The organism is Buttiauxella gaviniae ATCC 51604, assembly GCF_001654835.1.
Lineage (GTDB): Bacteria > Pseudomonadota > Gammaproteobacteria > Enterobacterales > Enterobacteriaceae > Buttiauxella > Buttiauxella gaviniae.
Genome location: NZ_LXEP01000031.1, coordinates 310,920 through 337,293 on the forward strand (window position 1 = coordinate 310,920; position 26,374 = coordinate 337,293).

Consider the following 26,374-nt stretch of genomic DNA (forward strand, 5'->3'; position numbering starts at 1 on the left):
TTGGTTACGGAATTACATTGGGGAGCTGTCCTGATAAAGCATTATTGGGCGGTGTTATTTAAATATGACTCTTTCGCCGTTTCGTCAACGTGGCGGCATAAATTTTGCTATTTGCAGCATGCAGATATTTTCAGATGATTAAAAAACAATCAAGCCGCTGTGCATTATACTTTGACTGTGCTCAATCGATTTTTTTGACATGTCAGGAGGCGTTATGAGTCATGTCTGGGGGCTTTTTTCCCATCCTAATCGTGAAATGCAGGACATAAAACGCGAGAACGAAACGGTAACGCATCACTACACTCACCATGTATTAATCATGGCGGCCATTCCGGTTATCTGTGCGTTTATCGGCACAACCCAAATTGGCTGGAATTTTGGTGATGGTACCTTCGTTCAATTATCGATGTTTAACGGCTTCTATCTAGGAGTACTGTTTTATGCCCTGATGCTGGCTGGTGTGGCCGTCATGGGGCGGGTCATCTGGTGGATGGCGCGTAACTACCCGCATCGTCCGTCGCTTGCTCGTTGCATGGTGTTTGCAGGTTACGTTGCAACCCCGCTGTTTATCAGCGGCTTAGTCGCATTGTATCCATTGGTGTGGTTGTGCGTGCTGGTAGGGGCCGCAGCCCTTATTTATACCGGATACCTATTGTATGTAGGGGTGCCTGAGTTCCTTGGCATCAACAAAGAAGAGGGGATGAGCTTTTCCAGCTCAACACTCGCCATTGGCGTGCTGGTGCTTGAGGTACTGTTAGCCCTGAGTGTTATTCTTTGGGGTTATGGCTACCGTCTATTTTGATACTTGTTTACGAATCAATAGTGGCAGTTTTCAGGGGCGTCAGCGTATTATGCTGGCGCCTCATCTATTCATACGCGCTGTGAAGAGATTCGAAGGACACATTATTTTTTTGAATAATTACAGAAGTGTCACCATGCCGACAAAAATCCGTCTATCGTTGCTCAGCCTTGCGCTGATGATTGCCGTACCATTCGCTTCCCAGGCTGCGAATAAAACCACCGTACAACAGGTCAGTGCCGGGCAAGAGATCGCCTCTGGCAGTGCCATGATCGTCGATCTGCAAACTAATAAAGTTCTCTATTCCAGCCATCCTGATTTGGTACGCCCGATTGCCTCAATTACCAAATTGATGACGGCAATGGTAGTGCTTGATGCGAAGTTACCGATGGATGAAATGCTGAGTGTCGATATTAGCCAAACGCCGGAAATGAAAGGAATTTATTCCCGCGTGCGCCTGAATAGTAAAATCGACCGTAAAGACATGATGCTATTGGCATTAATGTCTTCAGAAAACCGTGCGGCAGCGAGCCTGGCACACCATTATCCTGGTGGCTATAACGCATTTATTCGTGCGATGAATGCTAAAGCGAAATCTCTTGGCATGACACATACACGTTATGTTGAGCCGACCGGGCTTTCGATTCACAACGTCTCTACGGCACGTGACTTGTCTAAGCTGCTGATTGCCTCTAAGCAATATCCGATGCTCGGCCAGTTGAGCACCACTAAAGAAGATATGGCTACTTTCAGCAATCCGCCATACACGCTGCCATTCCGTAATACCAACCATTTGGTTTATAACAATAAATGGAATATCCAGCTGACCAAAACCGGCTTTACCAACAATGCCGGACATTGTTTAGTGATGCGCACCATGATTAACAATCGCCCGGTGGCGCTGGTAGTATTGGATGCGTTTGGGAAATATACCCACTTTGCGGATGCAAACCGTCTGCGTTCCTACCTGGAAACTGGCAAGGTGACCCCAGTTCCAGGCTCGGCATTAGCGTATAAAAAGCAAAAGGCTGCGCAGATGGCGAGTAACAGTATTCAAGGCAACGCGATCGACGATTAAGGCATTTAAAATCATTCCCTAAATAGTTCGAGTTGCGGCGAGGCGGCAAGTGAAAGAGTCCCAATGAGCTTAGTTAACTAAGTGATTTGGGCGAATGAACGCAGCCAACGCAGTTGCAGCTTGAACTATGAAGGGAATTTCGGCTGCGTCCTGTCTCCTGCATTGAGCGGACGCTGCATAATTATCGTATCCCGCCATCCGCCAAGCTTAAACCCCACACTACGTAATTGACCGACCACTTCGAAACCGAGTTGACTGTGCAGGCGACATGAACCGGTATTGTTCTCGCCATCGCCAATTACCGCCACCATTTGCCGCCACGGCCCATTTTCACAACGCTCTATAAGATGGCTTAAGAGTTCGCGTCCAATACCTTGCCCGGTCATGCTGGCGTCGATATACACCGAATCCTCAATTGTGAAACGATACGCCGGACGAGGGCGATAGGCAGTTGCGTAGCAATAACCCACCACAATTCCGCTATACAGTGCCACCAGCCAGGGAAGTTCCTGCTTGCGTATGGCTTGCAAACGTTCTTCCATTTGGCTGAATGTTGGAGGGGACTCCTCAAAAGATCCCCGACCGTGCAGGACGTGCCATTCATAAATAGCAGTGATGGATGGGATATCATCGTTAGTGGCATCACGAATCTGTATCCGAGCGGACGGCATTGTTTCGAGGACAGACATTTCTCGCTCCTGTACGTAAAAAATCAAAGTGGCATGAGGTCACACCACTTTTCGTATTTTAATTTAGTACGAAAAACAAGCGAAAAACAGCGCGAGTTCTGGCAGTTGACAGCTTCACTTAATGGGGATCGTGGTGAAGCGTATGGCTACAAGCCTGCTCTTCCCACCACTTGTGCTTTGTAGTTTTACCAATCCCTGGGTTCATGCTGTTGGTCGGGTCATTCGCCTTATAAAATTGTTTTAAACTTTCAGGTGCTTCATACAAATGTCCGACATTATGTTCTGCCGGATATTGCGCACCACGTGTACGCAGCAACTCAAGCATCTGCTCCTTCAATGCATGAGCATCAACCCCTTTCTTAACAATGTAATCCTGATGGAAAACATGGCACATAAAGTGGCCGTAATAGAGGCTGTGGCTTATCTGGCTGCTGATTTCTGGCGGTAGATGCTCAAACCAATCCTGGTCGTTACGACGCAGGGCAATATCGAGTGCCAGAATGTCTTCCACTTCATTGGCGTGCACTGCGTGATAACGCACGGCGGCACCGGCGGCGGCAAAACGATGTAAAAAGGCTTTCGCCCCTTCGGTTGGTGTGCAGACGAAAAAGCCACCTTCAGCCTGCTCGAAATAGCTCTCCAGCCAGTTACGGGCCTCGGCAATGCCTTCCCCAGACATTTTCAATAACAGGTGGTGTTCGTATTTACCGCGCCACTCTTTCATACGTGGAGGTAAGTGGCTTGGGCTCCAGCCGCTCAGGCGTTGCAATACGCGGTCAGTGAAGTGGGGTTTTATAAACGGAACTTTTTCAATCCACGCATCGGTGCGGCCTTTCAGGGTGAAGAACAGCGGCATTTTATCGGTGCCGAGTTTGTCGATCATCATGAAGGTGTCTTTGCCATACACTTCGGCAATATCGTAAATATCGCGGTGCATGTACTCGCCCGCCACCGGCAGGTTTTCAAAATTAGCCAGGATGTGGCGGCGTATTTCAGTCAGCACTTCTGGTTTATTGGAGCCGATGTAGAACACCTCATTTTGTTTTTCTGCCACAAAAGTATCGAGACGCACAGCAAATACCGCGAGCTTTCCGGCGCAGCCTGAGGCTTCAAACAGGCGGCTTGGGTCGGCGTTAAAGCGCGATGGGGTATCAGCGTCTACATCACGTACACGCTCGGCATAATCCTTATCGGAGGCCTGGCGCTGGTCATGGAGCACATTTTCAGGTTTTACGCGCTCGTCATCGAGCTTGCCGAGAATCTGTTCGGGCGTCACACCCAAATCGATACCCAGATGGTTCACCAGCGTTAATTTGCCTTGTTCATCAATACGGGCATATAGCGCCATCTCGGTATATGCCGGGCCACGTTTGACCAGTGAACCACCGGAGTTATTACAAATCCCGCCAATTACCGACGCGCCAATGCACGATGAACCAATCACTGAATGGGGCTCACGACCTAATGGTTTTAGGGCTTTTTCTAGTTGATAGAGCGTACTTCCAGGGAAGGCCAGCACCTGCTTTCCGCCATCTAACAGCTGCAATTTATCCAGGCGCAACGTGCTGATAATGACAATTTCGCGGTCGTAATCGTTGCCGTTCGGCGTTGAGCCTTCGGTCAGGCCAGTATTAGCGGCTTGCATCAGAATAATTTTATCGGTACTGACGCAAATGCTTAGAACACGCCATAACTCAAGTAGTGTTCCGGGGAACACTACTGCCAGCGCATCGCCCTGGCCTGAACGAAAACCCTTACGATAACGTGCCGTTTTTGCCGCATCGGTTAATACATGTTGGCTGCCCACCAGACGGTTCAGCTCATTTATAAATGTTTGTTTTTGGGATGGCGTAGGGTTAGACATTTATCCGCTCCTTGGGAAAATATTGACGACTACAAGCATAGCTCGCAAATCGATAATGAATCGTCTTAAAGGTTCGAAAAATCAGCACATAACACCGAAGCGACACTTCTTACAGCAGTAACCTTGTGGCACACTGCTCGTCTTATCACTTCGTGCGGCCCTCTGTGGCGGCTTGAGCAAGAGAGTAATGTCGATGAAATGGCTCTGTTCTGTAAGTATTGCAGTTAGCCTTGCGCTGCAACCCGCGCTGGCTAACGAAATGTTTGGTCCACACCCGTTAACACCTGAGGCGCGTGACGCATTCGTCACTGATTTGCTGAAGAAAATGACCACCGACGAGAAAATCGGCCAGTTGCGGTTAATCAGCGTTGGGCCGGATAACCCGAAAGAAGCCATTCGCGAGATGATCAAAAACGAGCAGGTGGGGGCGATTTTTAACACCGTCACCCGCCAGGATATCCGCGCGATGCAAGATCAGGTGATGAGTCTTAGCCGCCTGAAAATCCCATTATTCTTTGCCTACGATGTGGTTCACGGCCAACGTACTGTTTTCCCAATCAGCCTTGGTTTAGCTTCTTCTTTCAATCTTGACGCCGTGAAAACGGTGGGTCGCGTCTCTGCTTATGAAGCTGCAGATGATGGCCTGAACATGACATGGGCACCAATGGTGGATGTGTCGCGCGACCCACGCTGGGGCCGTGTCTCCGAAGGTTTTGGTGAAGATACTTACCTGACTTCCATCATGGGTCGCACCATGGTTGAAGCGATGCAGGGCAAAAGCCCGGCAGACCGTTATTCGGTCATGACCAGCGTGAAACACTTCGCGGCCTATGGCGCAGTTGAAGGCGGCAAAGAGTACAACACCGTTGATATGAGCCCGCAGCGACTGTTCAACGATTATATGCCGCCATACAAAGCCGCACTGGATGCTGGCAGTGGTGGTGTGATGGTGGCGCTCAATTCCCTTAACGGCACTCCGGCCTCTTCCGACTCATGGCTGCTGAAAGATTTGCTGCGCGATGAGTGGAAATTTAAAGGCATTACCATTTCAGACCACGGTGCCATTAAAGAGCTGATTAAACACGGTGTGGCGAGCGATCCGAAAGACGCAGTGCGCATAGCATTGAATTCCGGCATCAACATGAGTATGAGCGATGAGTACTACAGCAAGTACTTGCCGGAGCTGGTGAAAAGCGGTGATGTGCCAATGGCTGAACTTGATGATGCCACGCGCCATGTGCTTAACGTGAAATATGATATGGGGCTATTCAACGACCCATACAGCCACTTAGGGCCGAAAGAATCTGACCCTGAAGACACCAACGCTGAAAGCCGCCTGCACCGTAAAGATGCTCGCGAAGTTGCACGTGAAAGCATGGTGTTGCTGAAAAACCGTCTGGACGTATTGCCACTGAAAAAATCCGGCACCATTGCCGTGGTTGGCCCGTTGGCTGACAGCAAACGTGACATGATGGGGAGTTGGTCAGCTGCTGGTGTTGCCGATCAAACCATCACAGTACTTCAGGGCATCAAAAGTGCCGTGGGTGACAAAGCCAAAATCGTGGTTGCCAAAGGCGCTAACGTCACTGATGAAAAAGGCATTGTTGATTTCCTAAACCAGTACGAACCAGCCGTTACGGTTGATACCCGTTCTGCACAGGCGATGATCGATGAAGCGGTTAATACTGCGAAATCTGCTGATGTTGTTGTTGCTGTTGTTGGTGAAGCTCAGGGGATGGCGCACGAAGCCTCAAGCCGTACCGATCTGGTGCTGCCACAAAGCCAGCGTGATTTAATTGCCGCTTTGAAAGCGACCGGTAAACCGCTAGTGCTGGTGTTGATGAACGGCCGCCCTCTGGCATTGGTGAAAGAAAATCAACAGGCTGATGCGCTGCTGGAAGCCTGGTATAGCGGCACTGAAGGCGGGAACGCGGTGGCCGATATCCTGTTTGGCGATTACAACCCGTCAGGCAAATTGCCGATGTCCTTCCCACGTTCTGTCGGGCAGATCCCAACCTATTACAGCCACCTGAATACAGGGCGTCCGTACAATCCGGAAAAACCAAACAAATATACATCTCGCTACTTTGATGAAGCGAACGGCCCGCTGTTCCCATTCGGTTATGGCCTGAGCTACACCACTTTCAGCGTGTCTGATGTGAAAATGTCTGCACCATCAATGAAAGCGGATGGCAAAGTCGAAGCTTCTGTCGAAGTGAAAAACACCGGTGATCGTGAAGGTGAAACTGTCGTACAGATGTATTTGCAGGACGTCACCGCATCGATGAGCCGCCCGGTTAAAGAGCTGAAAGGCTTTAAGAAAGTTTCACTCAAACCTGGTGAAACGCAGACTGTAAGCTTCCCGATTGATGTTGAAGCGCTGAAGTTCTGGAACGCGCAGATGAAACATGTTGCCGAGCCTGGCAAGTTTAATGTGTTTATCGGTCTGGATTCTGCCCGTGTGAAACAGAGCGAGTTTGAACTCAAGTAATTACCCTTCATATTTGAAGCTGCACCTGCGTTGGCTGCGCCCATTCGCCCCAGTCACATAGTTATCTATGCTTCTGGGGACTTATGGACTTATGGACTTGCCGCCTTGCCGCAACTCCAACTATTTTGGGTAATGGCTATAACACCCCCCCATCAAGAGCCGGTTTTCCGGCTCTTTTCTTATTCTGCACCTCATCCCTCACCAACCTGTCAATTCTCGTCTAAACTTTTGCGAGTTCATGATTTTTAAGCAAAGAAAAACAGTGAGGAAGCACGATGAACGTATCAGCGCGTTGGGGTATGGCGGGGTTAGTCTTACTGGCTGCAGGGACACAAGCTGCGGAGCCGGTGAAAGTTGGTTCAAAAATTGATACCGAAGGCTCACTGCTCGGCAATATCATTTTGCAGGTACTGGACAGCCACGGTGTCAAAACGGTCAATAAAGTGCAATTAGGCACCACCCCGGTCGTGCGTGGCGCGATTACGGCGGGCGAACTGGATATTTACCCGGAATACACCGGTAACGGGGCATTTTTCTTTAAAGATGAAAAAGATGCTGCATGGAAAAATGCGCAACAGGGCTATGAGAAAGTTAAAAAACTCGACGCTGAAAAAAATCATCTCGTGTGGCTGACACCTGCTCCGGCAAACAACACCTGGACCATCGCGGTGCGCAAAGATTTGGCTGAGAAAAACAAACTCACCTCGCTTGACGATCTCAGCGCGTACCTGAAAAAAGGCGGTGAGTTTAAGCTTGCTGCTTCCGCTGAATTTATCGAACGCTCTGACGCGCTTCCTGCCTTTGAAAAAGCCTATGGCTTTAAACTTGAACAGCCGCAACTGCTCTCGCTGGCTGGCGGCGACACGGCTGTGACCATAAAAGCTGCGGCGCAGCAAACCTCTGGTGTGAATGCGGCAATGGCTTACGGAACGGATGGCCCGGTGGCGGCACTTGGCCTGCAAACGCTGAGCGATCCGAAAGGTGTGCAGCCAATTTATGCGCCAACGCCTGTTGTGCGTGAAGCAGTGCTAAAGGCTTATCCGCAGATGGACGAATGGCTTAAACCGGTGTTTGCATCACTTGATGAGAAAACACTGCAACAGCTTAACGCCAGCATTGCGGTGGAAGGGCTGGATGCCAAAAAAGTGGCTGCTGATTACCTGAAACAAAAAGGCTTTGTGAAGTAGGTTACTGAACGACTGGTGGATGGGCTGGTGCCTATCCACCCTGGAATGGCTTTAACCCCGGTCGGACACGCGTAATGCTTTCCTACCACGATAAAAACAACAGGATGTCTGTTTGCTCAAAATTCATAATCGCGTCCTGCTGCTTCTGGTGATATTGCTGGTGGTGGCAGGCGCGGCTTTGCCGTTTATCAACTTTGCACCCAACCGCCTGGTTTCCGGGGAGCCTGTCGCGCTTAGCCAACTCCCCGCACACGCTGGGCTCCTGCTTACCCTTCCGGTGTTGATACTGGCTTTCCTGGTGCTACTGCCTTGCCGCTCATTTCCACTGTTTATCACGCTCATTATCGGTGAACTGCTGTTTATCACCATTCTGTGGGTGATGGGGCTGACGGCGACGCAATTTGCGCAGCAGGGAAGCACGCTTGCGCGAACATCGCCGGGCAGCGGGTCATGGCTGTCGCTGACCTTATGTCTGTTGTTGTGCGCAGATGCCATCAACCGCCTGACGCCCAAAGCGCTCTGGCGTTTATTGGTGAATCTACAGATCTGGATTGTGCCCGTCGCGCTGCTCTGGAGTGGTTATTTTTCCGACCTTTCACTGCTCAAAGAGTACGCCAACCGCCAGGATGTTTTTGATGATGCACTCACGCGCCATCTGGCTTTGTTGCTCGGTACCTTGTTCCCTGCGTTAGTGATTGGCGTGCCGCTGGGGGTGTTTTGTTATGCCCGCCCTGGCTGGCAGTCTTCGGTATTTTCGGTACTCAACATTATTCAGACGGTGCCGTCAGTGGCGTTGTTTGGCCTGTTGATTGCACCACTTGCGGGACTGGTGAAGTTTTTACCGTGGTTAGGCTCAATGGGCGTAAGCGGAATTGGTGTGGCTCCGGCGATCATCGCGCTGGTGCTGTATGCACTGCTGCCGCTGGTGCGCGGTGTCGTCGCAGGTTTGCAGCATGTCCCGCGCAATATCATTGAAAGTGCCGAAGGTATGGGCATGTCACGATGGCAGATTTTCTGGCAGGCCGAAGTGCCGCTGGCGTTGCCGGTTTTGCTGCGCAGCCTGCGCGTGGTTTGTGTTCAGACCATTGGTATGACGGTGATTGCCGCGCTCATTGGCGCCGGAGGTTTCGGTGCGATTATCTTCCAGGGGCTACTCAGCAGCGCGCTGGATCTGGTGTTGCTCGGCGTGATCCCGGTGATCGCCCTGGCGGTGATTCTGGATGCATTTTTTAAACTGTTTATCTCATTGCTTGAGGAAAAACAGCCATGATCGAATTTGAAAATGTCAGCAAATCCTTTCAGGGGGCGGCGGCGGTTAAGGATTTATCGCTGAACATCAAAGAGGGTGAATTTACGGTGCTGATTGGTACTTCCGGTTCCGGTAAATCCACCACGCTGAAAATGATTAACCGCCTGGTGGAACATGATAGCGGGCGTATCCGCTTTGCCGGCGAAGAGATACGTAATTTTGACGCCAAAGCGTTGCGCCGCCGCATGGGGTACGCGATTCAGTCCATCGGCCTGTTTCCCCACTGGAGCGTGGCGCAGAATATCGCCACCGTACCGCAACTGCTGAAATGGCCGAAAGCGCGAATCAATGCGCGTATCGACGAATTGCTGGATCTGCTTGGTCTTGATGCCGCGCAATTCCGTGACCGCTACCCGCATCAGCTTTCCGGTGGGCAACAGCAGCGTGTTGGCGTGGCACGTGCACTGGCCGCCGATCCGGAAGTGTTGCTGATGGATGAGCCATTTGGTGCGCTGGACCCGGTCACGCGCGGGGCGCTTCAGCAGGAGATTATTCGCATCCACCAACTGCTTGGACGCACCATCGTGCTGGTGACGCACGATATCGATGAGGCACTGACGCTGGCTGACCGCATTGTGCTAATGGACGGGGGAAAGGTGATTCAACAAGGTACACCGCTGGAGTTGCTAACTCACCCAGCGACAGACTTTGTGCGTGATTTCTTTGGTCGTAGCGAACTGGGCGTGCGGTTGTTGTCACTCCGCCACGTCGCCGATCGCGTGCGTTCACATGAACGCTTAGCGGGTGAGCCGATAAGCGAAATGTTAAGTTTGCGCGAGGCGTTATCGCTGTTTGTTGATCGCCAGTGCCAGCAGTTGCCGGTAGTTAATCAGCAGGGCGAACTGTGCGGCGTTTTGCATTTCAGCGATTTAGTTCGGGGTGAAAATGCGCTTGATTCGTGACCCTCTGTTGTGGCTGATTGCGTTTTTCATCGCACTTCTGGTGGTGATGCCTTACAGCAGCCCCTTGTTTAGCTGGTTGTTTCCGGAGCTGGAAAGGCCGCTCTACCAGCAAGACAGTTTTATCGCCCTGGCACTAAAACACTTCATGCTGGTGGGTATTTCAAGCCTGGTGGCGGTGGTGATTGGTATGGGGCTGGGGATTGCTGTCACACGCCCGGCGGGCCTGGAATTTCGCTCGTTGGTCGAAACTATCGCCGCCGCCGGGCAAACATTCCCGCCGGTAGCGGTACTGGCCATTGCGGTACCGGTGATGGGGTTTGGCCCGAAGCCCGCGATTATCGCGCTGGTGATTTACGGTTTGCTGCCGATTTTACAGGGGACACTCGCCGGAATGGGGACGGTGCCGGACGCGACAAAAGAGATTGCGCTGGGGGCCGGAATGAGCCGCTGGCAGATGCTGCGAAAAGTGGAGTTACCGCTGGCGGCACCGGTCATTCTGGCGGGAATTCGTACGTCGGTGATTATTAATATTGGTACTGCGGCGATTGCATCCACCGTGGGGGCCAGCACGTTGGGATCACCGATCATCATCGGCTTGAGCGGTTTTAACACCGCTTATGTGATTCAGGGGGCTCTGCTGGTCGCGATGGCGGCAATTGTTATTGACCGCCTGTTTGAGCGTCTTTTGCGCTACATCACGCGTTATGAAGAATGACGATATAACCCATCAGCATCACGCCGCCAATTCCGCCGATAGCCATTACCAGCATGCCGCCTACCAAGGCTATTTTACTTAGTTTCATCTTTATGTCCGCTCCATACGTTACGCAGGCGATTATAAGATGAAGCGGGCTTGTTAATGAACTATTAACTTTGCCTTATGCGCGTTCAGTCGACTGCCCGTTGCTCATGAGTGGGAAAATTTGCATTCCTGCACAGCGCCAAAGCTCCAGTTGTTCGAGCTGATTGGTGGTCGGCGTATCACCACACCACACTAGCAATGTCTGTTGAGCAAAAAGCTCAGGTCGCAGTTGATGTAGCGGGTGCGCCAGCACATCAATCCGCCAGCCCTGCTGGATTGCCATCCACGCAGCCATCCACAAGCGTGTGGTATCGGGCGTGTCCCAACCTACAAGTAACGCATCTTTTCCGCTGCGTTTGCGCGCTGAGGCAAGGCATAGTGCAATGTAGTTGATCAGTGCGCCATCCAGTAGGCTAAGTAAGGTATTCAATGTGACTTGATGGCATTGCAGGCGGCGACGAAGGGGAGTGTAAAGCTGGTGGACGAGGGTTTCTGCGGGGTAATCACGGCCAATGTCAGCCATCCAGGTACGCAATCGGTTCGGGCTGCCGCTTTGCAAATGGTGGAGCAGCAGTTCCTGGCGCTCACGCCAACCACTTTCCAGATCCTGGCGCTCGCCGCCCAATAAGACTTTCACCTTGCCGACCTGAACGCCATTTTCAATCCAGCGTTTGATTTCACGGATACGTTCGATGTCGTCATCATCAAACAAGCGATGCCCGCCATCCGTACGCTGAGGTTTTAATAACCCGTAACGTCGTTGCCAGGCACGCAATGTCACGGGGTTAATATCGCAAAGCACAGCCACTTCACCGATGGTATAAAGCGCCATGTTAAATCCACTGTCTGCCCGGGAAGCCCCCGTATAACTGTAGTCAGTGGACCCAGGTTTGCAGGATTATTTAGTCGTCGAAATACCAGTAGCCCTGATTAACCAGCTCAGTCAATACGTTAACAAATTCCGGGTTCTCTAACGCATCGCCCAGCTCTGTTTGACCAAGTGTGGTGTAACGGCACAATGCGTCCGCTGCTGCCGGAACAGGTGCTTCCATTGCTTCGCTATTCACGAAGAACTCACCGTCAACATTCAGCACTCGTAAACCGCTCAGACGTGTCAGGCTTTCACCGCCCAGTAACGCATCAAGGATTTCATCTTGCTGATATGGCGGCTCTGCTGGAGCAACATCCAGTTCGTGGCGCGGTGTGGTAACAAAGCGGCCGAACCACTGTTTGAAATCTTCAGGCTGGCTGATGACTTCCATCATCATGTCACGCAGGCGATTAAGCTCGTAGCCTTCAACTTTGCCAGGATGTTCGCGGACGGTTAAGTCAGGATCGCTATAGTGCTCGCCACCCAGATCGTTTTCCAACGCGTAATCAGCAAAGCTGCTGATCAAATCACGGCCATTTGGGCCACGGAAACCAACGGAATAGTTGAGTGCAGTTTCGTGAGTGAAGCCATCGTGTGGGAAGCCCGGTGGAATGTACAGAATGTCTCCACGTTCCAGGTCTTGATCAATGATTGGCTCGAACGGATCAACGTGCAGCAACGCGGGATGTGGGCAGAACTGGCGCATTGGCAGTTTGTCACCCACGCGCCAGCGACGGCTACCCATGCCCTGAATAATAAACACATCGTACTGATCGATATGTGGACCAACACCGCCACCAGGTACGGAGAAAGAGATCATCAGGTCGTCTAAACGCCAGTCTGGCAATACGCGGAATGGGCGCACCAGTTCAGCAGAAGGCGCATGCCAGTGGTTCACGGCTTGCGCCAGTAATGACCAACCGGTATCACCGAGATTGTCAAAATTCTCGAAAGGACCGTTGGCTGCCTGCCATTGACCATTGGTATGGCTAACCAGTCGGCTATCCACCTCTGCTTCCATCGCAAGACCGGCTAATTCATCCGGGGTAATCGGATCGACAAAATCAGGAAACGCATTTTTTAAGATGACCGGCTTTTTTTGCCAGTATTTCTCTAAGAACTCAGGCCAGTCTAAATTAAGTTGATAATCCATTTTTTGATACCAGTGGAGGATAAACGGGCTCGATTATAGAGAAGAGCGGCTACAGGCCGCCTTGTCATGAGTCAAGGCAAGCGGTAAGAGGGCTTAGAAAAAACAATACAGCCTCACGGTAAAAAGTGGGACAATAGTGGCTGTTTATACAGTAGAAGTGGTTTTTATGGCCTTGTCCTCCGCTCAAAAAGAGCAAATCGCCGCCTGGTATAAGGCGCTACAACAGCAGATCCCAGACTTCATTCCGCGCCCACCGCAACGGCAAATGATTGCCGAAGTGGCAAAAACGCTTGCGGGTGAAGCGGGGCGACATCTGGCGATCGAGGCTCCCACTGGCGTGGGGAAAACGCTTTCATATCTGATTCCCGGTATCGCTATTGCGCGCGGCGAGCAAAAAACCCTGGTGGTCAGTACGGCAAACGTTGCCCTTCAGGATCAAATATTCAGCAAAGATTTGCCGCTGCTGCGCAAAATCATTCCCGATCTGAAATTTACCGCCGCGTTTGGCCGTGGGCGTTACGTTTGCCCGCGCAACCTTGCCGCTTTGGCGACAGACAACGCCTCACAGGGCGATTTGCTGGCTTTTCTTGAAGATGAGATGGCACCGACCAGCAAAGACGAACAGCAGCGTTGCGTAAAACTGAAAACCGACCTTGATGCCTATAAATGGGACGGGTTGCGTGACCACACTTCGCAAAATATTGAAGACGATCTCTGGCGGCGCCTAAGCACTGACAAGGCCAGTTGCCTGGGGCGCAATTGCCACTGGTATCGTGAATGCCCGTTCTTTGTGGCTCGCCGTGAAATAGACGACGCCGAAGTGGTGGTCGCCAACCACGCGCTGGTGATGGCCGCGATGGAAAGTGATGCGGTGCTGCCTGAAGCCAAAAACCTGCTGCTGATTTTAGATGAAGGCCACCATCTGCCGGATGTGGCGCGTGACGCGCTGGAAATGAGTGCCGAAGTTACGCCGGGTTATAGCCGTTTGCAGTTCGATCTCTTCACCAAATTGGTCGAAACCTGCATGGCGCAGTTCCGCCCAAAAAGTCCACCGCCGCTGACTAATCCAGAGCGTTTGACCAACCATTGTGACGAAATTTTTGAGCTGCTCAGCTCATTTAACTGCATTGTTTCATTGTGGTTGCCGGGCGAAAAAGAGGCTGAGCATCGTTTTGAAATGGGCGTGCTGCCCGAAGAAATTATGGTGATTTGTAAGCGACTGGCGAAGCTGATGGAAGGGCTGCGCAGCCTGTCAGAGGCCTTGCTTAACGATCTTGGCGAAAAAACCGGAACGCACGATATTGTGCGTTTGCACCGTTCACTGCTGCACATGAACCGGGCATTAGGCTATTTCGAAACGCAGAGCAAATTGTGGCGGCTTTCGGCAATGGAAAAGGCATCGGGAGCGCCGGTGTCGAAGTGGGTGACGCGTGAAATCCGCGAAGGACAGCCACATCTGTATTTCCATTGTGTGGGCATTCGTGTTTGCGATCAGTTAGAAAAACTGGTCTGGCGTAACGTTCCACATGTGATTGTCACTTCTGCAACGTTGCGTTCGCTCAATAAATTCGACCGCCTGCAAGAGATGAGTGGGTTGGATGAAGATGCGGGCGATCGGTTTATTGCGCTGGATTCCCCATTTAACCATGTCGAGCAGGGCAAGCTGGTTATCCCGCAGTTAACCGTTGAGCCAACGATGGAAAACGAAGCTCAACATCTGGCTGAAATGGCGGCGTTCTTCCGTGCTGAGCTGGCGAAAGGTGAACATAAAGGCATGCTGGTGCTGTTTGCCAGCAACCGCGCGATGCAGGTGTTCCTGACGCATGTCACCGATTTGCGTCTCACATTACTGGTGCAAGGGGATATGCCACGTTACAGGCTGGTGGAACTGCATCGTAAACGTGTTGAACAGGGCGAAACCAGCGTGCTGGTTGGTTTACAATCCTTCGCTGAAGGGCTTGATTTAAAGGGTGATTTACTCAGTCAGGTACACATCCATAAAATCGCTTTCCCACCTATCGACAGCCCAGTGGTGCTGACTGAGGGGGAATGGTTAAAAACCCTGAAACGCTATCCTTTTGAAGTACAGAGTTTACCAAGTGCTTCATTTAATCTTATCCAACAAGTTGGGCGTTTAATTCGTAGCCATGGCTGTTATGGTGAGGTAGTGATTTATGACCGCCGCCTGTTGACCAAAAATTATGGTCAACGTTTACTGGGTGCGTTACCGGTGTTTCCGATCAGTCAACCCGAGGCGCCAGCAGCTAAACTGATTGATACAACGCCGAAAAAGACGGTGCGGCGCAAACGTGTGAGCAAGAAATAGAAAGGAGAATCTGAGTGGATTACCGTAAGATCATTAAAGAAGTCGGGCGCGGTAAGAACCATGCTCGCGATTTGGATTTTGACACCGCTCGTGGCTTATATGCCCATATGCTCAGAGGTGAAGTACCAGAACTGGAGCTGGGTGGAGTGCTGATTGCATTGCGCATCAAAGGGGAAGGCGAGGCGGAAATGCTCGGTTTCTATGACGCGATGAAGCACCACATGATTTCACTTACGCCTCCTGCCAACAAACCGATGCCAATTGTTATTCCTTCTTACAATGGTGCGCGCAAACAAGCTAACCTCACGCCATTGCTGGCTATTTTGCTTAATCGCCTTGGATTTCCGGTGGTTGTACACGGCGTTAGCCACGATCCAACTCGTGTATTAACAGAAACCATTTTTACACTGATGGGCATTGAACCAACGTTACATGCGGGTCAGGCGCAAGCCAAACTGGATTTACATCACCCGGTTTATATTCCTGTCAGTGCGCTTTGCCCACCGATGGAAGATCAACTCGCGATGCGCTGGCGTATGGGTGTACGTAACAGCGCGCATACACTTGCCAAACTCGCGACACCCTTTGAAGAAGACGCCGCATTACGTCTTGCCAGCGTTTCTCATCCTGAATATGTCCCGAAAGTAGCAAAATTCTTTGCCGATATTGGCGGCCGTGGCTTGCTGATGCACGGTACAGAAGGGGAAGTGTATGCCAACCCGCAACGTTGCCCGCAGATTACGCTTATCGACAGCCTCGGCTCGCGCGTAGTGAGTGAGCGTCAGACGGAAGTCAGCGACGAAGAAGTGATGCTGCCTGCTGGGAAAGACCCGGAACTGACCGCCCGCTGGATTGAACGTTGCGTTGCAGGCGTTGAACCCGTACCACAGTCATTAAAAACACAAATGGCATGTTGTCTTGTGGCAACGGGTGAAGCTGTGACATATGAGGAAGGCTTAACCCGCGTTAATCAGGTCTTCTGATTCATGGTTGTTTGACAGAAAAAAGACAAAAAAAAGCCCGCGATAAATGGTCGCGGGCAACAAGGGTCATAACAGAGTCAAACAGGGTGGAGCAGAGCTCCAAAATGAGGGTGTATCAGGGCAATACAGCAGTCTTACTTGTAGATAACCGCAGTACCGCTCATTTTGCCGTTAGTGTTAGCTGAAGTGATGGAATACGCACTTGCACCAGCTTCTTGTGCTTTTGCAGCCAGTTTTGCTTCCAGGCCATCCAGTGTTGTTGCGCCAACCGCTGAAACCACACCCACTTTATTTAAGTTCTGAGCTTCAGATGGGTTGATGGATTGTGCAGCGAAAGCACCGAAAGAGAGAGTAGAAAGGGCGATGGCCGCTACAGCATATTTGATGGTTTTCATAATTAATTCTCGCAGGTTATTCTGTTTAAGGTGACGTTGTTCCGTCGATGTGATTATGGTCACACTTTTGAGCAGAATAATAAATCGAATAGAATTGACCACCTTATTCAAAATTTTTGAAGCTAAGCTAACTCATTGAAATGAGTAATGATTAGCATGCGAATTATCATCCGTGTTTATGTGACACAAATCCCGCTTCGCTTTTCGCATCTTTTGCTACTCTTTTTTGCCATCACGCGTCTGGTCTAGCCTGCAATCGCTTGCGTACTATTTTTCCGGACGAAGAAATAAAAAACGGCCCGAAAGCCGTTTTTTATCGAGGGGTTACATCAATCCCAGAAGTTTAGGAATAAACAAGGAAATTTCCGGGATGTAGGTAATCATCATCAGTGAGACGAATAGGGCAGCGTAGAAGGGTAACAGCGGTTTAATGAGGTTCTGAATTTTAACCCCAGTGATGGAGCAACCGACAAACAGCGCACTACCCACTGGCGGTGTCAACAGCCCGACACAAAGGTTTGCCACCATCATGATACCGAAATGAACGGGGTCCATACCCAACTCTTGGGCAATCGGCAGGAAGATTGGTGTGAAAATCAATACCGCAGGGGTCATGTCCATAAAGATGCCGACAATCAGCAGGACGATGTTGATAAGCAGCAGAATAATCAGTGGATTATCTGAAATACCCATTAGCGTGTCGCTAATCATGTACGGGATATCGGCGTTGGTCATCGCCCAGGACATGCCGACGGAGAAGCCAATCAGTAACAGCACAATTGATGTCGTGACGACGGAATCAAGAATGAGTTTCGGTAAATCGCGCCATTTCACTTCACGGTAGATAAGAACCGAAAGCACAAAGGTGTAAACCACCGCGATTGCCGATGCTTCTGTAGCGGTGAAAATACCTCCGAGAATGCCGCCCATCACAATAATGACCAGCAATAAACTTGGCAAAGCATCGAGGAAGGCTATCGCCGCTTGCTTGCAAGTTGGGCGTTCTGATACCGGATAACCGCGTTTTTTAGCAATAATCCAGCATACCACCATGATAGACAAACCCATCAGGATGCCAGGCAGGTAACCTGCCATAAACAGTGATGCTACTGAAACACCGCCGGCAGTCAACGAGAAAACAATCAGCACGTTAGAAGGTGGAATTAGCAAACCGGTAATACAAGATGAAACGTTAACTGCCGTTGAAAATGCCGGATCGTAACCCTCTCTTTTCTGAATCGGCGAAAGTGTGCCGCCAACAGCTGCGGCTGCTGCCACCGCTGAGCCAGAAATGGAACCGAACATCATATTAGCTAACACATTCACGTGGCCTAACGATCCAGGCACACGGCCAACCATAATCTGGGCCAGATTAATTAAGCGTATCGCTATTCCCCCGCTGTTCATCAGTGTTCCGGCAAAGATAAAGAACGGAATTGCAAGCAGCGCGAAGCTATCCAGACCGTTTGCCAGGCGTTGCGACACGGTAATGATGGCAACATCCCACGGGAACATCAGAAGCATCGAGGCAACAGTCGCAATACCGATGGCGAAGGAGATTGGTAGGCCAATAAATACCAGTACGAAGAATGCACCAAAGAGGGTGAGGGCAATGTAACTTTCCATTATTTGACCCCTTTGCCAGCTAATGTCTGGACGTCGCTACAGATAAAGTACAATGAATAAAACATCATGATGGCTCCGCTCAAAGGCAGCACGATGTAGACATATCCCATCGGAATTTGCATGGCGGCGGAAAGTTGCGCGGTCGCCAATGTCTTATCAATCAGTTTCAGCCCGCCATTAACAATTACCAGACCTGCAAAAAGCAAAATCAGGGTATTGATAAGAATATTCAACAGTGGCTTTTTCCCATCAGGAAGCATCATGTTGAGGAAATCGATGGACAAATGGCGCTGCGCCCCCACGGTATAGGACGCGCCTAATAACCCGACCCAAATCATCAGAAAACGGGCGAGTTCATCGGTCAGTGTGCTGGGTTGGCTGAGGACATAACGGCTAAAAACTTGCCAGACTACGCATACCACCAGGGCTATCATCACCAACACTGAAAAAGTGGCAATAGTCCGGTCTACCGCAAGCTTTATGGGCTTAAGTATCATTTTGGGTTACCTGAAAACGAGCTTTTGGTTATGCCGGGCGCGTACTGCACGCCCGACATGTTCAAACTAAAAACTTAAGGGTTATTGTGCGGCGGCTTCAAATTTCTCGAGCAGCGCAGCCTGTTTCGGATCTTTCGCAAAGTCGTCATACAGCGGCTTCACAACGGCACGGAACGGGGCTTTATCGACACTGATGATGGTGGCACCCATGGCTTTGGCCTGAGCACGTGAATCGCTGTCCACTTTTTCCCAAAGTTTTTGCTGATAGGCTTCTGAATCTTTGGCGGCTTTCATCAGAATTTGCTGCTGGTCTGGCGTGAGTTTGTTCCAGGTTTTGGTGGAGATCACCAGGAAGTCCGGAATGGAGGTATGTTCGTCTTCAGAAAACACTTTGGCAATTTCAATATGACGGGTCTGAACCCATGATGGCACGTTATTTTCTGCGCCATCGACAACGCCTTGTTGCATAGCGGTGTACACTTCGCCAAATGAAATTGGTGTCGGGGAGCCGCCCATTAACTCAACCATTTTCAGTGTGGTTGGACTCGCCTGAACACGAATTTTCAGCCCTTTTAAATCTTCTGGTTTGGTAATAGGTTTTTTTGCATAGAAACTACGCGTGCCGGCAACATATGCGGAAATAGCAAAGAAACCTTTCTCCTTGGTGGATTCCATAATTTCTTTTCCGACTTCACCGAAGACCACTCGATTAAAATGTGCCTGGTCTTTAAAGAGGTACGGTAAATTATAAATCGCGTAAGTATTATCGAATGATTCCAGATCGCTTGCTGAACCTTTGGTCATATCCAAAGCGCCGTTCTGTAACAGTTCCAGAGTTTCTCGGGCGCTGCCCATTTGGCTACTTGGATATATCCGAACGCGCATATTGCCGTTTGAAAGCTGTTGGACCTCTTTTGCCATTTCTTCAAAAGCTTGATGGACGACATGGCTGCGGTCCAGGTTGTGAGCGAGTTTTAAGGTCACTTTTTCAGCGGCAATAGCGCCACTTGCGCACAGTGTTAATAATGAAGCACCCAGTAGATGGCGAGATAATGATGACAATTTCATAACAAATAGCTCCCTGCAAAATTGAAATGATGAATGTAGTCGTTACATGCATTGCTGTATGACAGCTTATTGTATTTGTCCGATATCTATGAAGGACTGACTTCACACTTTTGATTTTTATATGCGAATAATCCTGTTTTTGTGTTCTGACGCATTAATTTATTAAGCATGCTAATAATTACAAGGAAATGGTATTTGTGAGGGTGTGTGATTATCGTCCAAAAGCAAGGAATGCTCGAATGGAATGCTCGGAAATAGTTGTGTATTTATTAATGGCTGGGGAAAGGCGAATAGTAATTGCACTAAAATAATAACGGCTTCCTGTAAAGGAAACCGTTATTGAACATATCCCGGAGATAATCGTTTGGGCTATTTATAAATAGTTGCGCTACCAAACATCTTATTTTGACCGCTAGCTGAGTTAACAACAAAGCCTTTTGCCCCTTCTTCTTTCGCTTTCTCTCCAAGCTTGGTTTGTAGATCGTCAAGGTTGCTTGCACCGGTAACAGTGACTGTTCCTGCGGGGCGAAGCTGACCAGTGTTTCCCGCAGACAATTCCTGGGCTGCCATGGTTGCAAACGGTAATGCCGCAAGGGTGACAACCGCAGAAAAATACAGAAATTTTTTCATAATCACATCCTCATCGCTTTTGGGGGCCGATTTAAAAACCATCGGCACTAAAAGTGTAGGTGCAATGTGGTAAACAATAGCCGCAAAAAACTGATGGACTTGTGCTTGTTTTTTGAACAACAAAACTTGACGAAATACTTACAGATCAGTGAGATACAGGTTCATGATTTTGCTGATTTTATCGCGCGTCAGGGCGAATCATATCGAAGCGGTGAGACTCATCAATCATGTAATAAGCTGATGGTCCGCCCGCTCGTAGCACGGGTTTTGCCAGCGCGGTCTGGTAAATGCCATCTTTAAGCAGTGATTCATCAATATGAACCGCGACCACTTCACCAAGTACCAGCCAGGTATCAATTGCCGTACCGTCGGCAGCTGTAAGCTGAATGCACTGCGACAAACGGCATTCAAAGTTGACCGGGCTTTCGGCAACGAGGCTTGCTTTGACTTTACGCCCTGCAACGGCGGTTAGCCCTGCGCGGAGAAACTCATCTTCCCCGTGGGGTACTGAGGCAGAAGTTTCATTCATCTGCTCTGCCAGTTCACGCGTGGCGAGGTTCCAGACGAACTCTTTTGTCTCAACGATATTGCGCACGCTGTCTTTCCAGCCGCTGCTGGCAAAACCGATAATCGGTGGACGATAATTAAAACAGTTAAAGAAACTGTACGGTGCAAGATTGCGCACGCCCTGCTGGTTGTATGAAGCAATCCAGCCGATAGGGCGTGGGCCGATAATGGCGTTAAGCGGGTCATGTGGCAAACCGTGCCCAACGGCAGGTTCGTAGTAATAGCGTTTAGACATAGCGCACCTTATGTTGATTTATCTCAGGCGAAAATCACGCGGCGTATTTACCCCGCAGGGTTCACAGAGTATCTTACGCGCCCACACAAGGAGAAGCCGCAATGAAAACCCCTGCCACCATTAAACCTGGTTTGCACCCACGCAACCGTCACCGTGACCGTTATGATTTCCCCGCGCTGACACAAAGCAGCCCGGCACTCGGCGCGTTTTTACGCCCCGGCCCTCACGGTGAAACCACGGTTGATTTTGCCGATCCTCTGGCGGTGAAAGCGCTGAATCAGGCGCTGCTGGCGCATTTCTATGGTGTGAAACAGTGGGATATTCCTGAAGGTTTTCTTTGCCCTCCCGTTCCAGGCCGTGCTGATTACATTCACCATCTGGCTGATTTGCTGGCTGACAGTAATGGCGGTGTGGTGCCTTCTCAGGCTTCAGTGCTGGACGTGGGTGTTGGCGCAAACTGTATTTATCCGCTGATTGGTCAACACGAATACGGCTGGCGTTTCACCGGAACAGATGTGGATCCTGAAGCGCTGACCAATTCAACGGCAATTATTGATGCCAACCCAGGGCTTACACGCCTGATTCGTTTGCGTCGCCAGAAAACCCCAGGCGCCATTTTGCCAGGTGTGATTCATAAGAATGAAATGTTTGATGCCACATTGTGTAACCCGCCGTTCCACGATTCCGCGCAGGCGGCACGCAGTGGCAGCGAACGTAAACGCGTCAACCTTGGCCAGGCTAAAGATGGCGCGCTGAACTTTGGTGGCCGCGAGCAAGAGCTGTGGTGTGAAGGCGGCGAAGTGGCATTCGTCAATCAGATGGTTGACGAAAGCAAAGCATTTGCTCGCCAGGTTCAATGGTTCACCTCGCTGGTTTCTCGCGGCGAAAACCTGCCGTTGATTTATCGTGCGTTGCAGGAAGCAGGTGTTGAGAAAGTTGTGAAGAAAGAGATGGCCCAGGGTCAGAAGCAAAGCCGCTTCGTCGCCTGGACCTTTATGAATGACGCACAACGCGCTCGTTGGGCTGCTACGCGTTACAAGTAGTCAAATTGTGGGGTTGGCAGGCGGCAGCATCCCCGCCGCTGCCTGTGACTCCTGAAGCGCCTGAGCGGCATCGCCGCCAGGCTGTTTCACTTGCACGGTTTGCACGGGCGGGCGAATCCCCGCCGCATCGAAGTGCTTTTTCACCATCCCATCTAACGCAAATCTTACCGTCCACTGTTTCAGTGGTTGGGTGGTAAACGATACGCGCACCGTAAAGGCCTGGTTGGTCAGCCCGACAATACCCGCAAATGACGGCTCTCCAATCACCAGCATACGAATCTCATCCTGCTTCATCAGCTCATCAACGGCTTCTTTCAAAATACGATTGGCTTTATCGACATCTTCTTGCCTGTCGACATCATAGTTCGCGACAAACGAACCGATACCTCGCACAAAGTTGGCGAAAGTGGTTATCGAGGACCACGGAATGATGTGATAAGCACCGGTATCCTGGCGCACGCCTACTGAGCGAATTGACATACGTTCAACGGAACCGGTAATCGGCCCGATGGTGACTAAGTCACCGGTATTCATCCCATTCTCAAACTGTATGAAGACGCCGGTAATAATATCTTTCACCAGGGTTTGCGCACCGAAACTGATGGCTAAACCCAATGCGCCAGCCCCGGCTAGTAATGGGGCAATATTCACTCCAATCTCTGAAAGCAAAATCATGATAGTGATGGTGCTGATAACCACCGCCAGAGCGTTGCGGAACAGGGTTAACAGCGTGCGGGTACGCGCGCTGGGCATCGGGCGGCCATGAATATCCGACGCCAGACGGTTTTCAATCAGGCTTGCCAGCAATGTCCAGCCAACGGCTGAAAACAGTAAGATGAGCACGATACGAATCATAATATCGATAGTTTTCTCACCGGTATCGTTGGCAATCCACGCCCAGAAATCAAACAGCCCCCAGGCGTTGAGCAGCAACATTACCGCCACGCAAACCGTCAGCACTCGCGCCAGTTTCAGCGAGGCAGATATCCAGCCGTTGAGGCGTTTTTGCAGCTCAGGGTAGTTGCGCTGCACTTGTGGTGACAGCGTGATGGTTTTCGCCAGCCAGCGCGAAAGCATGCCAGAGACAAAGGCGGCGATGCTGATAATGGCGAGGCTATGAAGTGACGCCGCCATCATCCATTTCAGGCTGTTTCCCGGGTCGAATAACGAAAAGAAAAACAACGCTACAAAGTAGGCACTTGCCAGCCAGTGCCACACCAGCGCGAAGGCTCGAATAAACAGACTAAAAAACGCCATTGAGCGGTCGGCCAACTGGATCAGGTTTTGTTGGATCTGGCGTTTATTATGGAAAATCAGATACAGCGCCCAGAGCGTGATGCACAGCATGATCCCCACATTGGCGATTGCACCTGCCTGCACATTCACCTGGTTGGAGATAATCGGCACCGCGACCAGAATGCCGTAACCAATCAGGCTGCTTAAGCCCGCGAGGCGAATATTCCAGTATTTTGCGCTTTGGTCGGTCACCGGGAATGGGCGCAGGTCGGGGAAGCGTGGGCAGAAAATCAAACGCAGCGTCGCTTTAAAGAACTCGATCAGCGCAAAAGCATTCAGAAACAGCCCTTGCTGACGGGCGATGGTGCGATTGCCCGCGTTCATCATGTCGCTAAATATTTGCCCGACGAAAAGAGTCAGCGCCAGTAATAACAAATCAATAATAAACGCGCCGATGATCATGAGCGGCAGATGGAACCAGCTTGAGCGGTCGCGATTCTTTTTGCGCCCCCATTTCCCCATACGCGCCCAGACTGGCGTCATGCAGGCGCGAATCAGCAGGTAAAAGGCAAAGACCGAGACAACCAGCATCGTAAAGTGGGTCAGGGCGTTATAAAAAGTTTGCGGGTTAAATGTTTTGTGCGGGGCGCCTGCGATATTGCGATGCAGCTGAGCGAAGCGTTGGGCAAGCTCACCGCCGTAATAGCGGCTTACATCGGTCACATTTTCGAGAACGGTTTTGTCTTCACTCAGTTGTTCTGGTGGAACGATAGCGGGCACCGGTTCAGGCGGTGGCGTGGCGGCCACTTTGCGCAATTGCCCAATCAGTTCATCACGCGACTGCGAGTTATCCAGCACATCGGCCAGGGCTGAATAGGCTCTCTTTTTTTCTTCGAGATTGGGTTCAGCGGGCGGGGTGGTCGCGTTCTGTTGAGCAGACGCAGCAACTGCCGCAGCCGGTAGAGTGACGGCCTGCGTTTGAAAGCTAAACATGCACAGCAGTAGCAAGAGTAGCGGCACGGCGTTCCTCCGAACTGAAAAGTCAGACAAAGGAATAAGTATAGAGCGCGGGGGTTTGTGGTCGGGAAAACAGGAATTATCTGGAGGGTCGCCCCTCACCCCGGCCCTCTCCTGGGGGAGAGGGTTAGGGTGAGGGAGAAAACTCAGGAAACGTGCTGCAAGAATTCCTGCAAACGCTGGCTTGGCGGGTTATCAATCAGCTCTTGCGGATTGCCATCCTCAGCGATGCGGCCTTTATCAATGAAGATCAGGCGTGAAGCAACTTTGGCGGCAAAGCCCACTTCGTGAGTCACGATAACCATCGTCATACCTTCTTCAGCCAGATCCTGCATAACCTTCAGCACTTCGTGACGAAGTTCAGGGTCAAGGGCTGAGGTTGGCTCATCAAACAGCATCATTTTTGGCTTAACTGCCAGCGCACGAGCAATCGCTACACGCTGTTGCTGTCCACCGGAAAGCTCTGATGGATAGTGATGTGCACGCTCTGCGAGACCCACTTTTGCCAGCAACTCTTTCGCCAGTTTATCGGCGGCATCTTTACTTAAGCCACGCACACGAATCGGGCCAAAGGCGACGTTTTCAAGCGCAGTCAGGTGTGGGAACAGGTAGAACTGTTGGAACACCATTCCTGCTTCCTGACGAATCAGGCGCTCATCAACTTTCGGATCGTTGACCTTAAGGCCATCAACAAACAGGTCACCGCTAGTGATGTCTTCAAGTTTGTTGATGCAACGCAGCAGCGTAGATTTACCTGAGCCTGACGGCCCGATAATGACAACTACTTCGCCCTGTTTGATATCGAGATCGATGTTATGTAGCACCTGGGTTTTGCCAAAGTGCTTAGAGACGTTTTTAAATTCAATCATAGGATTTTCATCCTTCTTTCGAGGCGACGCAGCACGAAGCTCAGCACCAAAGTAATAATCAGATAGAAGACCGCAACGGCGCTCCAGATCTCCAGCGCACGGAAGTTCCCGGCAATGATTTCTTGCCCCTGACGGGTCAGCTCAGCTACACCAATAACGATGAACAGCGAGGTATCTTTAATGCTGATAATCCACTGGTTACCCAATGGCGGCAGCATACGGCGCAGCGCCAGCGGCATAATCACGTGGCGAATGGTTTCACGCTTAGACAAGCCCAATGCCAGGCCTGCTTCCTGAAAACCTTTATGAATCGACAGCACCGCGCCACGGGTAATTTCCGCAATGTAGGCACCGGAGTTGATCATAATGGTGACAACCGCTGCGCTGAACGGGTCGATGCGCAAGTCGGGGATGGCCATTGGCAGGGCGAAGTAGATAAACATCACCTGCACCACAATTGGCGTGCCGCGAATCACTTCAATGAAAACTAATGCGATGTGGTTGGCAATCCAGCCGCCGTAAGTACGGGCGAAACCAGCGACCAGACCAATTATCAGACCGCCAAACAACCCGATGACCGAAATCAGCAAAGTCATTTTGGCGCCTTCAATCAAAAGCGGGATTGCAGGCCAAATGGCACTCCAGTCGAACTCCATGATTCTTTCCTATTGTTAACCCTTCATACTTCAAGCTGCCACTTTGTTGGCTGCAATCACTCACCCGAATCACTTACTTAT

The 26,374-nt window shown here is 50.8% G+C and carries 24 protein-coding genes; 10 read left to right on the forward strand and 14 right to left on the reverse strand.

Annotated elements, in window-relative coordinates; all coding sequences use genetic code 11:
- Nucleotides 1-214 precede the first annotated feature (214 nt).
- Together M977_RS17270 and pbpG are read left to right on the forward strand one after the other, a co-directional pair.
- Nucleotides 215-802 (forward strand): Yip1 family protein, encoded by a 588-nt coding sequence (locus M977_RS17270; protein WP_064517294.1) that lies wholly within the window; start codon nt 215-217, stop codon nt 800-802.
- Nucleotides 803-935: 133 nt separating this feature from the next.
- Nucleotides 936-1,877, forward strand: a complete 942-nt coding sequence (gene pbpG, locus M977_RS17275) for a D-alanyl-D-alanine endopeptidase (RefSeq protein ID WP_064517298.1) — start codon at nt 936-938, stop codon at nt 1,875-1,877.
- A gap of 125 nt (nt 1,878-2,002) precedes the next feature.
- On the opposite strand, the gene M977_RS17280 is transcribed toward pbpG, so the two are convergent.
- Both M977_RS17280 and dld read right to left on the reverse strand, forming a co-directional pair.
- Entirely contained in the window at nt 2,003-2,566 is a 564-nt protein-coding gene (locus tag M977_RS17280) for a GNAT family N-acetyltransferase (protein ID WP_064517301.1), read from the reverse strand.
- 118 nt (nt 2,567-2,684) lie between these two features.
- On the reverse strand, nt 2,685-4,430 hold the full coding sequence (gene dld, locus M977_RS17285) for a D-lactate dehydrogenase (protein WP_064517304.1): 1,746 nt from the start codon (nt 4,428-4,430) through the stop codon (nt 2,685-2,687).
- Between the two features lie 193 nt (nt 4,431-4,623).
- Here dld and bglX point away from each other — a divergent pair, with 193 nt between their 5' ends.
- From bglX to M977_RS17310, 5 genes are all read left to right on the forward strand, one after another.
- Nucleotides 4,624-6,921: a beta-glucosidase BglX gene (bglX, locus tag M977_RS17290; RefSeq protein WP_064517669.1), complete on the forward strand. Its 2,298-nt coding sequence runs from the start codon at nt 4,624-4,626 to the stop codon at nt 6,919-6,921.
- A gap of 275 nt (nt 6,922-7,196) precedes the next feature.
- On the forward strand, nt 7,197-8,108 hold the full coding sequence (gene osmF, locus M977_RS17295) for a glycine betaine ABC transporter substrate-binding protein OsmF (RefSeq protein WP_064517307.1): 912 nt from the start codon (nt 7,197-7,199) through the stop codon (nt 8,106-8,108).
- 112 nt (nt 8,109-8,220) lie between these two features.
- Complete coding sequence (locus M977_RS17300; RefSeq protein WP_064517311.1) at nt 8,221-9,378, forward strand: ABC transporter permease; 1,158 nt, start codon at nt 8,221-8,223, stop codon at nt 9,376-9,378.
- Nucleotides 9,375-10,319 (forward strand): ABC transporter ATP-binding protein, encoded by a 945-nt coding sequence (locus M977_RS17305; RefSeq protein WP_064517314.1) that lies wholly within the window; start codon nt 9,375-9,377, stop codon nt 10,317-10,319. Before M977_RS17300 ends, M977_RS17305 begins: the two co-directional genes overlap by 4 nt.
- Complete coding sequence (locus M977_RS17310; RefSeq protein WP_064517317.1) at nt 10,303-11,034, forward strand: ABC transporter permease; 732 nt, start codon at nt 10,303-10,305, stop codon at nt 11,032-11,034. Before M977_RS17305 ends, M977_RS17310 begins: the two co-directional genes overlap by 17 nt.
- Here M977_RS17310 and M977_RS25820 read toward each other — a convergent pair.
- The 3 genes from M977_RS25820 to M977_RS17320 form a co-directional block, all read right to left on the reverse strand.
- On the reverse strand, nt 11,015-11,122 hold the full coding sequence (locus M977_RS25820) for a membrane protein (RefSeq protein ID WP_034456488.1): 108 nt from the start codon (nt 11,120-11,122) through the stop codon (nt 11,015-11,017). The two genes, M977_RS17310 and M977_RS25820, sit on opposite strands and share 20 nt — an antisense overlap.
- 75 nt (nt 11,123-11,197) lie before the next feature.
- Nucleotides 11,198-11,953, reverse strand: coding sequence for a MerR family transcriptional regulator (locus M977_RS17315; protein ID WP_064517321.1), 756 nt, complete (start codon nt 11,951-11,953; stop codon nt 11,198-11,200).
- Nucleotides 11,954-12,023: 70 nt separating this feature from the next.
- On the reverse strand, nt 12,024-13,145 hold the full coding sequence (locus M977_RS17320; RefSeq protein ID WP_064517324.1) for a ribosomal protein uL16 3-hydroxylase: 1,122 nt from the start codon (nt 13,143-13,145) through the stop codon (nt 12,024-12,026).
- Nucleotides 13,146-13,311: 166 nt separating this feature from the next.
- On the opposite strand from M977_RS17320, the gene dinG reads away from it, so the two are divergent.
- On the forward strand, nt 13,312-15,471 hold the full coding sequence (dinG, locus tag M977_RS17325; protein WP_064517670.1) for an ATP-dependent DNA helicase DinG: 2,160 nt from the start codon (nt 13,312-13,314) through the stop codon (nt 15,469-15,471).
- A 14-nt stretch (nt 15,472-15,485) separates the two neighbouring features.
- Nucleotides 15,486-16,454 (forward strand): DNA-binding protein YbiB, encoded by a 969-nt coding sequence (ybiB, locus tag M977_RS17330; protein ID WP_064517326.1) that lies wholly within the window; start codon nt 15,486-15,488, stop codon nt 16,452-16,454.
- Between the two features lie 134 nt (nt 16,455-16,588).
- On the opposite strand, the gene ybiJ is transcribed toward ybiB, so the two are convergent.
- From ybiJ to M977_RS17360, 6 genes are all read right to left on the reverse strand, one after another.
- On the reverse strand, nt 16,589-16,849 hold the full coding sequence (gene ybiJ, locus M977_RS17335) for a DUF1471 family protein YbiJ (RefSeq protein WP_034456483.1): 261 nt from the start codon (nt 16,847-16,849) through the stop codon (nt 16,589-16,591).
- 324 nt (nt 16,850-17,173) lie between these two features.
- Nucleotides 17,174-18,475 (reverse strand): TRAP transporter large permease, encoded by a 1,302-nt coding sequence (locus tag M977_RS17340; protein ID WP_064517329.1) that lies wholly within the window; start codon nt 18,473-18,475, stop codon nt 17,174-17,176.
- Nucleotides 18,475-18,972: a TRAP transporter small permease gene (locus M977_RS17345; RefSeq protein ID WP_064517332.1), complete on the reverse strand. Its 498-nt coding sequence runs from the start codon at nt 18,970-18,972 to the stop codon at nt 18,475-18,477. Before M977_RS17345 ends, M977_RS17340 begins: the two co-directional genes overlap by 1 nt.
- 81 nt (nt 18,973-19,053) lie before the next feature.
- Nucleotides 19,054-20,040, reverse strand: a complete 987-nt coding sequence (locus tag M977_RS17350) for a TRAP transporter substrate-binding protein (RefSeq protein WP_064517336.1) — start codon at nt 20,038-20,040, stop codon at nt 19,054-19,056.
- Between the two features lie 369 nt (nt 20,041-20,409).
- A complete protein-coding gene (gene mcbA, locus M977_RS17355; RefSeq protein WP_034456479.1) occupies nt 20,410-20,670 on the reverse strand; it encodes a DUF1471 family periplasmic protein McbA in 261 nt (86 codons plus the stop codon).
- A gap of 178 nt (nt 20,671-20,848) precedes the next feature.
- Nucleotides 20,849-21,472 (reverse strand): flavin reductase family protein, encoded by a 624-nt coding sequence (locus M977_RS17360; protein WP_064517340.1) that lies wholly within the window; start codon nt 21,470-21,472, stop codon nt 20,849-20,851.
- Between the two features lie 101 nt (nt 21,473-21,573).
- On the opposite strand from M977_RS17360, the gene rlmF reads away from it, so the two are divergent.
- A complete protein-coding gene (gene rlmF / locus M977_RS17365; RefSeq protein ID WP_064517343.1) occupies nt 21,574-22,515 on the forward strand; it encodes a 23S rRNA (adenine(1618)-N(6))-methyltransferase RlmF in 942 nt (313 codons plus the stop codon).
- Here the strand turns inward: rlmF and ybiO are convergent, their stop codons facing one another.
- The 3 genes from ybiO to glnP form a co-directional block, all read right to left on the reverse strand.
- A complete protein-coding gene (gene ybiO, locus M977_RS17370) occupies nt 22,516-24,771 on the reverse strand; it encodes a mechanosensitive channel protein (protein WP_064517346.1) in 2,256 nt (751 codons plus the stop codon). It abuts the gene before it with no gap.
- Between the two features lie 143 nt (nt 24,772-24,914).
- Complete coding sequence (glnQ, locus tag M977_RS17375) at nt 24,915-25,637, reverse strand: glutamine ABC transporter ATP-binding protein GlnQ (RefSeq protein WP_064517349.1); 723 nt, start codon at nt 25,635-25,637, stop codon at nt 24,915-24,917.
- On the reverse strand, nt 25,634-26,293 hold the full coding sequence (gene glnP, locus M977_RS17380) for a glutamine ABC transporter permease GlnP (protein ID WP_034456474.1): 660 nt from the start codon (nt 26,291-26,293) through the stop codon (nt 25,634-25,636). Before glnP ends, glnQ begins: the two co-directional genes overlap by 4 nt.
- Between the last annotated feature and the right edge of the window lie 81 nt (nt 26,294-26,374).